This is a genomic window from Synechococcus sp. O70.1, from assembly GCF_047462215.1.
Taxonomy (GTDB): domain Bacteria; phylum Cyanobacteriota; class Cyanobacteriia; order Thermostichales; family Thermostichaceae; genus Thermostichus.
This window is the reverse complement of sequence record NZ_JANSIT010000005.1, coordinates 52,231-64,678: the sequence shown is the minus strand read 5'-3', so window position 1 is coordinate 64,678 and position 12,448 is coordinate 52,231. Positions and strand designations below refer to the sequence as shown.

Here is a 12,448-nt window from a genome sequence, read left to right as displayed (position 1 = left end):
GTGAAGGTAGCGCTGTTGCAACTTAACTATACCGTTGGTGATCTTAGCGGCAATGCCGAGCGCATCCGTGCGTCGGTTGAGGCAGCAGCAGCCAAGGGGGCAGAGCTGGCGATTACTTCTGAACTGGCCTTGTTGGGGTACCCGCCCCGGGACCTGCTGCTCTACCCTGCTCTAGTCGAGAGGGCAGGCCAAGTTTTGCAGCAGTTGGCTGACCGGCTGCGGGATAGCATTCCGGTGGTGGTGGGATCCGTGCAGCCCAACCCCCTGCCGGAGGGGCGGCCTCTCTACAACGCCGCGGCCTGGCTAGAGGGGGGGCAGATCCGCCACTGGTTCCAGAAGTCGCTTTTGCCCACCTACGATGTCTTCGACGAAGACCGCTACTTTGAGCCGGGATCCCAGCCCCAGCCCGTCCAGTACGGCGGCTATCGCCTGGGTTTCACCATCTGTGAAGACATCTGGAACGACCGTGACTTCTGGCAGCACCGCCGCTACCACCGGGATCCGGTAGACGAGATGGCCCGCTGCGGCGCCGATTTGCTCATCAATCTGTCGGCCTCGCCTTTTAGCCTGGGCAAGCAGAAATTGCGGGTGGAGATGCTGGGATCCCTGGCCCGCAAGCACGCCCTGCCCATCCTCTATGTCAACCAGGTGGGGGGCAACGACGACCTCATTTTCGACGGGGCCAGTTGCGCCCTAGACTGCCGGGGCCGGGTGGTGGCCCAAGCCGCTGCCTTTCAGCCGGACTGCCTGATGGTAGATGTGGAGGCGCTGGTTCACCCTCCTAAGGAAGGCCCGGAAGTTCAGGGATCCCGCTGGCCAACGGAGCCGGAAGCAGAGATCTACGAGGCGCTGGTCTTGGGCACCCGCGACTACGTCAGCAAATGCGGCTTTCGCGAGGTGTTGCTGGGCCTGTCGGGGGGGATTGACTCAGCGGTAACTGCCGTCATTGCCGCCGACGCCCTAGGTCCAGAGCGAGTGCTGGGGGTGCTCATGCCCTCTCCCTATTCCAGCCCGGGCAGCCTGACGGACGCCTACCAACTGGCGCAGAACCTGGGGATCCCTACCCTGAAGCTGCCCATCCAGTCGATTATGGAGAGCTACCAGAATCTCCTGGCAGAGCCCTTCGCTGGCCTGCCCTCTGACATCACGGAAGAGAACCTGCAGTCGCGCATTCGCGGCACCTTGCTCATGGCCCTCTCCAACAAGTTTGGCCGGCTGCTCTTGACCACGGGCAACAAGTCGGAGCTGGCGGTAGGCTACTGCACCATCTACGGGGATATGTCCGGCGGCCTGGCCGTGATTTCCGATGTGCCCAAAACCTGGGTCTACCGCCTGGCTCGCTGGATCAACCGCCACCAGGAACGGATTCCCCTCCCCATCCTCACCAAGCCCCCCTCAGCAGAGCTGCGACCTGGCCAGAAAGATAGCGATAGCCTGCCTCCCTACGACTTGCTGGACGCTATCCTCCAGCGGCACATCGAACAGCACCAGTCAGCCGCTGAGCTGGTGGCCCAGGGGTTTGAACCTGACACGGTGCAGCAGGTGCTGCGGCTGGTGCAGAATGCTGAGTTCAAGCGCCACCAGGCTCCCCCTGGCCTACGGGTTACCGATCGGGCCTTTGGCACCGGCTGGCGCATGCCGATTGCCAAGCGCCAAGAAGGGATCAGCTAAAGAACAAAGAGCCTGCTCCACGGCAGGCTTGATCTGGTGCTAGGGCCTGAGGGGGATCACTGAATGAGACCTAGCCAGGAGGCGACGCCTTGGCCCGTTACCGCTTCAATAACGATGGCCAGCACAAAGCCAATCATGGCTGCGCGGCCGTTGAGGCGCTCGGCGTACTCGTTAAAGCCAAACTTGGGCTCAGACAGGTTGGGGTTGGACATGGAAACCTCCACAAGCGGCACCTGCCCTTCAGTATAGTTTGCATTTCTTCACGATCGCAACCTCAGCCGCTTCTCGCCTTGGGGGCTAGGCTTTGCCTTCCCTGTTACAAAAATTCGGAAATCGCAGCCTTCTTGCCGACTAGGGATCTCCTCTAGTCCTTGATTCACCAGACAATTGGCCACTTTGTGGCATAACCAACCTCCTGCCTTGACGGAGATGGGCTGAGCTAGTAGGCTTGCAAGTACATCGTTTCTGGTAGGCCCTTTGCCTAGGCTAAAGTTGGCTCTGTCTTTAGCCTGTGTGCCTTATGGGGGCAAGGAGCACCTACCTGCAGCTCGCGGGGAAGTTACGCCTGTGGAGATCCCTCTGGCGGGGTGGTAGGGGTGGACTCTGCCACTAGCCATGGGTCGCTGAAGCAGGAAGAAAGGCTCAACCCCAAGCGAAAGTCTGCTTTTGCCCGGGGCTGTATAAGTCTTTCAGAGCGGTAATCTGAAGGGCAGGTAATGGAGAAAACCTCTATGGCGATTCAGCGCGGTGCCAAAGTCCGTGTCTTGCGGAAAGAATCCTACTGGTATCGGGATGTGGGGACGGTTGCGGCAGTGGATACCAGCGGCATTCTCTACCCGGTGATCGTCCGCTTTGACAAGGTTAACTACTACAACATCAACACCAACAACTTCCGCGAAGACGAGCTGGAAGTGGTGGAGGAGCCCAAGCCTAAAGCCGCTTCTAAGAAGTAAACCCAAGCCCTCCCGTGCCCGAGCTGCCGGAGGTTGAAACCGTCAGGCGGGATCTGCAGTGCCTGACTCTTGGCCTGCGCATCCTGGCGGCAGAAGTGCTTCTCCCTCGCACCCTGGCCTACCCTGGCAAAGAGGAGTTTGCGCAGGGGCTGTCTGGCGCCTATTTGACCCAGTGGCGGCGTCGGGGCAAGTATCTTCTGGGATCCCTGGACTCCGGAGCGGTTCTCGGCGTGCACCTAGGCATGACGGGGCAGCTGCTCTGGGTTCAGGGATCCGCGCCTTTGCCAGCCCATACCCGGGTTCGACTGCGCCTGGAGCAGGGGTGGGAGCTGCGCTTTGTGGACCCGCGTACCTTTGGCCAGATGTGGTTGGTGCCTGCCGGGGTGGAGCCGGAGGCGGTGATCACGGCTTTGCAGAGGCTGGGGCCAGAGCCGTTTTCGCCCGCCTTTTCAGAAACCTATTTCCAAGACGCCTTGCGGAAAAGCCGCCGCCCCATCAAAGCCGCCCTGCTGGATCAGTCGCTGCTAGCGGGAGTGGGCAACATCTACGCCGACGAAGCCCTGTTTTTGAGCGGCATCCACCCCTTGACACCTGCCTCGCAGCTTTCGGATGCTGCCAAGAGCCGCCTGCGAGAAGCCTTGATCCGGGTGTTGCAAGCGGGGCTGGAGCAGCGGGGCACCACCCTGCGCGATTACCGGGATCTGCGGGGGCTCAACGGCAACTACCAGGGTCAGGCGTGGGTATATGGTCGAGAAGGGGATCCCTGTCGCCTGTGTGGCACCCCGATTCAGCGGATCAAGCTGGCAAGCCGCTCAGCCTACTTTTGCCCCCACTGCCAGCCGCCTTGAGGGCGGAAACGGTTCTCCGTGAAGAAGATGGCCTGGCCTCGGTCTTGGGGCAGTCTCAGCCTCCTCGCCCTGTGGGGGATGGGGATCCCGGCACCTCCAGCTTCTGCCCAACTGGAACTCGAGGCCCAACTGGGTCGATCCCAAGTCGTTCTTCCTGGCCGAGATTGTCCCGCCTGCGATCTGACGGGAGCCGTACTGGCGGGAGTGGATCTGCGGGGGGCCAACCTGAAAGAAGCCATCCTCAAGCAGGCCAATCTACAAGCGGCCAACCTCTCCCAGGCCATCCTCAACTTGGCCGACTTGCGCGGCGCCAACCTGAGCAGCGCGGAGCAGGGGGGAGCCTTTTTGTGGGAAGCGGATCTCAGCCGAGCCAACCTGCAGCAGGCCAATCTCACAGGGGCCAATCTTCAGGTAGCCAACCTCCGCGAAGCCGATTTGCGCGGGGCTGTTCTTGCCGGCGCCGACCTGACGGGAGCCAACCTGCGCCAGGCCGATCTGCGCGGGGCTGATCTAAGGGGAGCTTTTCTGGAAGAAGCCGATCTGACCGGTGCCCTGTACAATGCTCAGACCCGGCTGGATCCCACCTTCAACCCCAAGACCCGCGGCATGGTCTTTGTAAAATAGCTCCTCTCTAGGCTGGGGGTGAGGGCACTTTATTGGGGATCCCTCTTTTGGGCAGATTAAGTTGTGCCCTCTTCCTGGCCGGGATCCTATGACTTCTCCTGTGCGTGTGCTCATTGCCGACGACCATCCTCTGTTTCGGCTAGGGATGAGGTTTGCCCTGGAAGCCCAGGGGTTTGTGGTGGTAGCCGAGGCCGAGACCGGATCCCAGGCCGTTGAGTACTGCCGCCACCACCCCGTCGACGTGGCCCTTTTGGATGTGCGCATGCCTGGTGGGGACGGGATCGCTGCCTGCCAGCAGATTGTCGAGCTGGGCCTGCCGGTGGTGGTGGTGATGATGACGACTTTTCACGAGCTGGCCCTAATCGAAGCAGCGCGGCGGGCGGGGGCCAAAGGCTACCTCTCCAAAGAAACCGAGCCGGCGGAATTGGCCCGCGTTATCCGCCAGATCTTGGCCAACCCCGACCACGACTGGCTGCCCGCCCCCCAGGAGCTGCCCAGGCTTACCCCCCGCGAGCTATGCGTGCTGCAACTGATGAAGGAGGGCCTAGCCAACAAACAAATTGCTCGCCGCCTTGGCATTAGCGTCGAAACCGTGAAAGAGTACGCCAGCGCTGTCTACCGCAAGTTGGACGCCACCGACCGCGTCACCGCCCTGCTCAAAGCGCAGCAGCTGGGGATTTTGTAAAAGCTTGGGAATCCTGACAAGATCAGGCTGTCCCTTCCCCCCACCCGTGGGGATGTCTGAGACTCGGGATCCCTTGCATACTGTTGCTATCTTGGCACTCGCCTACTCCGGGATACAGCCATGTCTGCTCCTTCCCCGCTGTTGCTCAAACTTGTCCTGCGCTTGCTCAGCTCTCTGAAGATCCCGGTGGATCGGGGCAGGATCCGCGAGCGCGGCTTTGTGCTGCCAGTGGCGATTTTAATCGTGCTGGTGCTGAGCTTGGTAACCGTGGGGTTGCTCACTCGATCTACCCAGCGCACCATCCAAACCCAGGTGGAGCGGGCGGAGCAGACGGTTAGCCGACAACTGAATGCCGCCATCGACCGGGCGCGGGCCAAGATCGACAACCTCGTCCGGGATCGCCGCCTGCCTGTCAGTGCTCCCACTGATGAGCAATTCACCTCTGCCCTGCTCAACGATGGCGAAGTGGTGCCTGCGGAAGCCTCGGATCCCTATACCCTTCCCGATGAGCGGCGCTTCCTGTTGAGGTACTCTGCCCGTGTTCCGGATCCTCAGAATCCGAGCCGGAGAATTGAAGTGCAGCGGCAAGCCCCAGTCTGGTGGTTTTTGGTGGATATCGACAACAACGGCCTCAATGACTCCGTAACAGCCTATACCATCCTTCATGCTCGTCGTGCGCCGGTAGAGGGCCGAGACAGACTGGAGGGCTTTGAGGGAAATATCAGCGATACTGAACGGGCGCGGCGACTGGTGATCCGCAGTGGTCCACTTCAAGGATCCGTCCTGGAAGGGTGCACTGATTCCGCTGCCAACCAGACTTTCAACCCGAACATAGGGGATTGGTTCCAGGTCGGCACGGCGCTGTACAAGCCCTTCCAGGTCTTTGCCGTCACCCTGCCGATTCAAGGCGCCGACTCCACCACCCGTGCCATCTCGGCCTTGCAGTTCCAGCAGGATCGGAAGCGGGATCTGCTCAACAAGTGGGGGATCTTTAGCCGCGGCGATGTAGAGTTCTTCTTCACCCCCGGCTACAACTGGAACGGCGCTATCTACACAGGGGGCAGCCTTTTCTTCCGCTATGCCCCCAACAACTTGTTCCGGGCTTTCGCCATCAGCTCGGAGGAATCCTGCTTCTACATGCCCGCTGACAACTCTGAGATCACTGCCTTTGGAGAGCTGGTGGCAGGGGCCATTGGCTACGCCGGCCAGCAGGTGAGCGATACTCTGATTTTCGATGTTCACTCTGGCGAGCAAGACGTAGCGCCAGGGGTGCTGGCTCGGTTGAACAACCAAAATTTTGACTCGGTGCAGAACCAGGTAGAGCCAGAAAATGTGGCGCTGGATCCGCTGGAGCTACAGCTTTTTGGTCGCATTCGTACCCGCGGAACCTATGCCCAAGATGCAGCAGGATGGGCAAATTCTCCTCTCAACGCAAAGAGGAAGAACCCTGACCGCCAAGAGCAAGAGAGGGAGAACCCTGGCCGGATTAAAGCAGGCGGCTTTCGGTCCGACCAGGCCTGCCCCCCCTACGTGGACGATGTTTACCGGGCCGACAACCGCTTTGGCCCCAAGGCTAGCTATGACCGTCCACCGGTCGAACCTAACCAGCAGAGGGGCTGCGACGTGGACACCTTTGCGCAAAGGTATCGTGCTAAGGCCGGTGATCCCATTCCTGCCGATGCCAGGAACAACCAGAATGAGTCTTTGACCGAGGACAACCCACCCCCAGGCGCCCTTTCCGAGGTGGGCTTGGATGGCTACTGGGAGCGGCGGGCCCGTGTGGAAGGTCTGCGGGTGATCGTGGGCCAGCGGCTGGAACTAACCCGCACCGATTCTTTGCCTTTGCCTTTGGTGCCGCCCGGGGATCCCGACGATCCCACCAAGCTGCAGGCCATCTTTATCAGCAACGAGGCGCGGCAACGCCTAACGCTACGGGATAACCCAGCGGCAGTGCAGGCCACGGCCGTTTACCACTACAGCTATGAGCAGGGGCGCTTTCCCATTGCCTGCTTGGCCACGGTGGCTCACCCCGGCACTCCCTGGAGCTTGCAGCGGGCTTCCACGTTTCCCGCGGGTGACCAGAGCAAACAACTGGGTATCAACTTCTTTACCGGCGAGGGCACCAACGTTTGGGAATATGATCCCACGCCAATGAGAGAGCAGCTACGGCCTGGCACCCCACTGTGGACGGCGCTAACCAACCTGGCCAATTTTGCCGGCGATCCCGACGGGGCCTATCCACCCAGACAGGAGCCAGGCCGCATTCATCCGGATCCGTTCATCACCGCCTTTGGCAACTTCTCCGAGCTGCGGCGGGCGATTGATCTGGTCAACCGAGGCACTCCCGTTGACCAACTGAGCCTAGCCGACCAAACCACGCTGCAAACGGCAGGCTGCATGCTGGGCATGCTGGCCGACAACATCCTGCGCATTCGGGATGCCGCCAATGATGCCAGCAAGCCTGATCCCACAGCTCAAATCCTTTTGAACGACATCCAAGCCAGCCGAGCTGGGAACCGAGAAGCGGCCAACCGCTTCTATCTGCCGCTACGCTACATCTTCCCCCGCGAGACCTTTTACTACAGTGAGCTCCCCAACCCCAACGATCCCCCCAATGATCTCATTGAGGATGAGCGGAGGCGGGCCTACCCCTTCTTACGGGAGTTACCGTTCTTAGGATCACAGCAAAGAGGATCAGTAACCTACCGAACCCTTTGCGATCCCTCAACGTGCGACCTGGACAACCTAAGAGATCTGGAACTGATAAGGCTGAGGCCCAAGCCTAAGATCAACGCCTGGACCTTGCCCTATGCTCGTTTAGAGGAATGCCCCAGAAGCCCAGTACTTGGCAACCACCCCAACAGCAACCGATTTGAGTTAATTCGGATTGGCAACGAGTGCTACCGCGTGCCCTTCAAAGATTCCGTCTTTTACGATGGCCGCGAGGCGATGGCAGTGCGGGCCCTCAACATCGACCTGGCCCTGCTGACCAACAACGTCAACGGACAGGCCAACGGGTTGATCAACGGAGATACTTGGCTGCCTGCCGGCATTGGCGAGAACCGAGAAGGGGGGATTTTCTACGCCTTCCGGGAAGATGCCGTACGGGAGGATGCCATTGCCCGCCCGCCCTTGGGCACTTTTGATAGCTACCTAACCAGATGGCGCAACAGAAATGCCCGCGGTGACTTGGGCAGCGCCGGCATCATGAACGCCGGTCAGCCAGGTCGCGGCACGGCGAATGGTCAAACGGTTTGGGATCCCCCTGTTTCCGATGCCGGACTTAGCCCTAAGCCGGTGGACTACTACGCGGATCCGGATCGGCGGCCCTACGGCTTCCGCCTGCGCAACGGGGCAGTGTTGGCCCGCAGTGTGTTTAACCCCAGTGACGCCATCAGGCCTACTGAAGCTCTCTTTGGCTTGTCCTTCATTTCCGATAACCCCGTCTACATCCAAGGGGACTTCAACCTGCATCAGACGAAGGAAGGCGATCTCCTGGAGGAGTTTACCACTCGCCTTGCCTTCGGAGCAGATGGTCTTTACAGAAACTTCTACGGGCGGCAGCGGGCCAATGAAGATCGGCGCTTTGCTCGGGTGGTAGACCCAAACAATAGCCGGCAGCCTGCCGATCTCTGGCGGCCCAGCGAGGTCTTGGGCGACGCGGTGAACATCCTCTCTGCCGATTTCTGCGATGGCAGCATTGATGATGCCTTTGTCCAGGATGGCACCCTCAACGGCGGCGGCAGCAGCTACGTGCCCGGTCAAGACTACGCCGGTGGACGGGCCTCAGCCCCTCGCCGCAACGACTATTACGGCTGCAGCGGGCCAAACCTAGGAGCCAACACCTCCTTCCTCAACCAAGCGCTGGTGATCCGGGGCGACAACTGGCCGGCTCCGGATCCCGACAGAGGCGGCGCTGGTGTCCTCCGCTTCGACAACACCAACGGGGCGCAGAATTTGGGCAACCACGTGCGGCGGCCAGGCTGGCCAGAGGTGTTTGCCCGCGACACCATTCTGGCTCCCTTCGACAACGCCGATTCGGATCCCAATAACGATGACAGAACGGCAGGCGGTGGCGTGCCGGCAGTGCGGCCCTTGCGGGCACCCGATGTGGGCTATGCCAACTTTGGAGTGCGCATCTCGGCTCTAGGCAACCCGGTGTTGGATACCTCCCGCTGGCTGCTGATAGCTCCTCTCCAGCCTTGTCCCCTCCCTCCAGGAGGCGGCCTGTTGGCCGAGTACTACAACGGCTGGCTGACTAGCCCGAGAGACCAGTACGAACGCAACACAGGGTTTGCCACCACCGGAGCCGCAGGCCCCCTGGTCGAAGAGGCTCGAACGGCCAACCTGCCCTACCTGCGGGCGGTGCGCTGGCCGGATCCAACCTATCCTGTTCAGCATCGGAGGCTTGGCGTTCCAGGGGAATCCTTCATGATAGAAGAAGACCAGAGAGGACCAAGGTGCGATCCCTCAGGTGATTGGAACACTCCATACGACGAGCGAGCCTCACGGTGGTGGGCCTGCATTCGGGACGCTTTGGAAACAGATGAAGATGGCCAGGTTTCCGGCTGGCGGCCAGGTAGTCCAGGAAATCCTCCAAATCCAAATAATAGTTTTGCCCGCTGGGTCCGCGGTACCAATCTGCCGATTTGGGGTGGGTTCTACTACCTGTTTGGCAACCAGAATTATCAGAACACCAACTCCCCCTTCCTCTGGCCCTGGGGTGGCTGGCCTTTGAGGGATGATCGGTGGAATGATCAACCCACTCTTCCCAAGGCTGACTTTTTGTGGATGCCAAGATGCAGTGAGCCGGATACGTCTCAATCTCCCGCTGATGCTCCAGACATAGTAGGCAGGGGCAACATAGGCTTCTGGCGCTCCTGCTGGCGGCGTAGAGGAGGATCATTGGGAAGTGGCAACAGCTGGGGCAACGACTTTTTCGTGGTGCGCTGGGTCGGGGAGCTGTACCCCCGTTGGCCTGGGGTTGCCACCTACAACCTCAACACCAACGATGGAGGCCGGATCATCATCCGCAGGAACCCTGCCTATAGGCTTGGAGAAGGCGAGCCAACACCCTTCTTTCAAGGTTTTCTCCGCAACGAAGGCGACACCTTTCTGAACACGACACAAGACGGAGACCCAGAAAACGATGCTGTTGGCGTCGAGGCGTGGCGGGATGGCGACAACCGGGTGAGCTTCCGGCTGGAGCTGCAATGTGCAGACCCTGAGCGGCCTTCTCCCTACCTAGTGGAGATCCAAGCTTACGAGAACGAGGGCAATGCTTTTGTCCGCCTTACAACCCAGGGAGATGGGCATCCTCTGGAAAACTACGACCTGCGCTACCTCAAGCCCTTGCAGCCAGTCAACAAGCCATGCCAGCCGGATCCTCGGGTGGCTCCTGAGCGGCCTTACCAGGCGCATTGCCAGACCTGCGAGCCCATCTGGGATCCCCCCTGCCCGACCAATATCTGTCAGTCTGTAACCATTACCCAAACAGCAAGGTTGCCTGATGGCTGCCCAGGCCAGCCACCAACACCTCGACAGGTTACCTGCCAACCTCCGAGGACCTGCGGTGCTTGGTCTGAATGGACTCCTGAGTGTACGGTGGCCAACGGTGGCACCAGAGTCACCCAAACTCGCAGCCGCACCTGCACATTGGCAGCTTGCGGAATCAGATACGACGAGACGCAATCCCAGACGGTCGACTGCCGGCAGACCTGCAACTACAACTGGGGGCCTTGGACGCCGGCCAGTTGCGATGAGGTCATCGACCAGATCGACTGCGGCACAACCAGAACGTTTACCCAAACCCGGAGGGGCACCCTCATCGCCAGCACCAGCAGCCCAACCTGTGAGGACACTGCAACGGAGACCCGACCTTTGCGCTGTCAAGGTCGGCCTTGCGGGTCGAGCACCTTTGCCCCAGAAACTCGTTCTAAGAGCCCCTTGGGCGAGTGGATGGCGGCCAAGCCCAACACGGTGGAGCTGCGACCTGCTCGGGAGGTGCAGGCGGATCCAGAACCCGAGACGGTCAGCGTGCATAGCGTGGCCAAGGCTTCTACTGAAGGCGTGACCATTGCCTTGGAGCCGCAGCTCTCGCCGGTGCTGGAGGTGAAGGCAGGGGTGCCCAAGCCGCCCAAGTGGCTTAGCCCTGCTGAGGCTTTGCGGGCAGCCTTCAATTGGATGTTTGGCGAGCCGGCTCACGCTGCCCGTCGGGGTTTGGTAAGGGGTGGCGTCCTCTCTGAGTCCATTTCTCAACCCAGCCGCGAGCCCGGCATCCGTCCGGCTATCAAAGGGCCCCGCCTAAAAGGCTCGTTTGAGAGGGGAAGCCCGGAGTGGGCCCGACAGCTAAGGCGAAAACTCCTTAGCGAGGATTTAAGGCGCAAAGGTCTTATTAAGGACAATGAAGACGTAGTCTGCCCCTCTGAGGATCAAGGTCCAGATACTGACGGCGGCTTCTGGGTGCCGGGCGTGTTCCGCCCCAACTTCAACGACCGCTTCCGCTACGAGGCCTACACCGCCGCTAGCCGCCCCAGCACGTTGCGTATCGAGGACTGGGATAAAGATGGCAAATGGTATGAAGATGGCAAAGTCGACTTCTGGGACAAGAACCGCAATCGTGTTCGCGATACCGACGAGCCTTTGGATGTCGTGGATCGGGATCCGCTGTTTGGGCAGGACTTAGATCCTGGAAGGCAAGGACTAGAAATCCAGCCCCAAATGGTGTTGAACCCCTACGCTTGGGTAAACGCAGGTGACACTCAGAACTACTCCCCAAGCTCCAGCTATCGCAATGGTTACTACATCGATACCCAAGGAAACGAAGACGTCCGCAACGGCCTGTGCTTCTACGTCAGGCTATATGTAGATGAAAGAGGAACCAAGAGGGTTCAGGTTCAGATCGATCGCAACGGCCCCACAATAAGGGACGGTGACTTTAGCACTGATGATACCGCCGCCTTTGCTTGGGTGGATGTGGAGGCGTTGACGCTGGACCTGAACAAGCCCGCCACTGGCTTTGCTGGGGACAACCCGGTGCTGGGGGTAATCCTGGATGAGGTGACCCGGCGGCCCATTCCCATTCCCCGCTTCCAAGAGCTGGCCTCAGAGGATGTAGACCAGCGCCGCCGCAATGACGACGGCAGAAACAACCATCAACTGCAGCCAGCTAGGGAAACGCGGGTGAATGCCACTGCCATCAGTGGTACCCTGCCCTCGCGGCTAGACCAAACTGCCGGCGGCATGCACAACTTCCTGCGCCTCAACGAGCTGTGGAGAAATACCGACCTCTTCTTCAGCGGCTCGATGATCCAGCTCAACTACAGCACCTATGCCACTGGCCCCTTCCTGCAGCACAGCTTCGAGCCACCCAATCTGGTAGCCGATCCAACCTTTGTGCGGGGCTTCGACTACTACTTCCCGCCCAATCGCCGCTTCGGCTACGATGTGGGCTTGCAAATTGCCCGCCGCCCCGGCCCTGTGTCGTCCCGCTTCCAATTCCCCTCCAACACGCGCACCGAGTTCTTGCGGGAGCTAGATCCACAAGATCCGTACGTGCGGCGGCTGCGCTGCGCACTCCAGAATCAGCCGGGTGTGCAGTTGGATCCGTCTGCCCGGATTGGTGGCTGCGAGGAGTTTAACTGATACTGACCTGGCCGGTCAGGGGC

The 12,448-nt window shown here is 60.4% G+C and carries 7 protein-coding genes; 6 read left to right on the top strand and 1 reads right to left on the bottom strand.

All coding sequences use genetic code 11. The features are described from left to right. Window positions 1–1,671, top strand: coding sequence for an NAD+ synthase (locus tag NW833_RS04345; protein ID WP_414411667.1), 1,671 nt, complete (start codon window positions 1–3; stop codon window positions 1,669–1,671). A gap of 56 nt (window positions 1,672–1,727) precedes the next feature. Here the strand turns inward: NW833_RS04345 and NW833_RS04340 are convergent, their stop codons facing one another. Further along, on the bottom strand, window positions 1,728–1,883 hold the full coding sequence (locus NW833_RS04340) for a chlorophyll a/b-binding protein (protein ID WP_414395779.1): 156 nt from the start codon (window positions 1,881–1,883) through the stop codon (window positions 1,728–1,730). A 519-nt stretch (window positions 1,884–2,402) separates the two neighbouring features. Between NW833_RS04340 and NW833_RS04335 the strand changes: the two genes are divergently transcribed. The 5 genes from NW833_RS04335 to hpsA all read left to right on the top strand — a co-directional run bounded on the left by NW833_RS04335 (window position 2,403) and on the right by hpsA (window position 12,425). After that, the gene (locus tag NW833_RS04335; protein WP_414395781.1) at window positions 2,403–2,624 is read left to right on the top strand and encodes a photosystem I reaction center subunit IV; all 222 of its coding nucleotides are present in this window, start codon (window positions 2,403–2,405) and stop codon (window positions 2,622–2,624) included. Between the two features lie 14 nt (window positions 2,625–2,638). Then, entirely contained in the window at window positions 2,639–3,472 is an 834-nt protein-coding gene (locus NW833_RS04330; RefSeq protein WP_414411666.1) for a DNA-formamidopyrimidine glycosylase, read from the top strand. A 27-nt stretch (window positions 3,473–3,499) separates the two neighbouring features. Next, window positions 3,500–4,096: a pentapeptide repeat-containing protein gene (locus NW833_RS04325; protein ID WP_414411665.1), complete on the top strand. Its 597-nt coding sequence runs from the start codon at window positions 3,500–3,502 to the stop codon at window positions 4,094–4,096. Window positions 4,097–4,184: 88 nt separating this feature from the next. Continuing rightward, window positions 4,185–4,781 carry a response regulator transcription factor gene (locus tag NW833_RS04320; RefSeq protein WP_414411664.1) on the top strand — a complete coding sequence of 199 codons (597 nt, stop codon included), beginning with the start codon at window positions 4,185–4,187 and terminating at the stop codon, window positions 4,779–4,781. Window positions 4,782–4,901: 120 nt separating this feature from the next. Next, on the top strand, window positions 4,902–12,425 hold the full coding sequence (hpsA, locus tag NW833_RS04315) for a hormogonium polysaccharide biosynthesis protein HpsA (RefSeq protein WP_414411663.1): 7,524 nt from the start codon (window positions 4,902–4,904) through the stop codon (window positions 12,423–12,425). The last annotated feature ends 23 nt before the right edge of the window (window positions 12,426–12,448 follow it).

Excerpts from the sequence above, each read along its gene's own strand:
- NW833_RS04325 (WP_414411665.1), top strand. The coding sequence starts at position 3,500 with ATGGCCTGGCCTCGGTCTTGGGGCAGTCTCAGCCTCCTCGCCCTGTGG.
- NW833_RS04320 (WP_414411664.1), top strand. The coding sequence starts at position 4,185 with ATGACTTCTCCTGTGCGTGTGCTCATTGCCGACGACCATCCTCTGTTT.
- NW833_RS04335 (WP_414395781.1), top strand. The coding sequence starts at position 2,403 with ATGGCGATTCAGCGCGGTGCCAAAGTCCGTGTCTTGCGGAAAGAATCC.
- NW833_RS04340 (WP_414395779.1), bottom strand. The coding sequence starts at position 1,883 with ATGTCCAACCCCAACCTGTCTGAGCCCAAGTTTGGCTTTAACGAGTAC.
- hpsA (WP_414411663.1), top strand. The coding sequence starts at position 4,902 with ATGTCTGCTCCTTCCCCGCTGTTGCTCAAACTTGTCCTGCGCTTGCTC.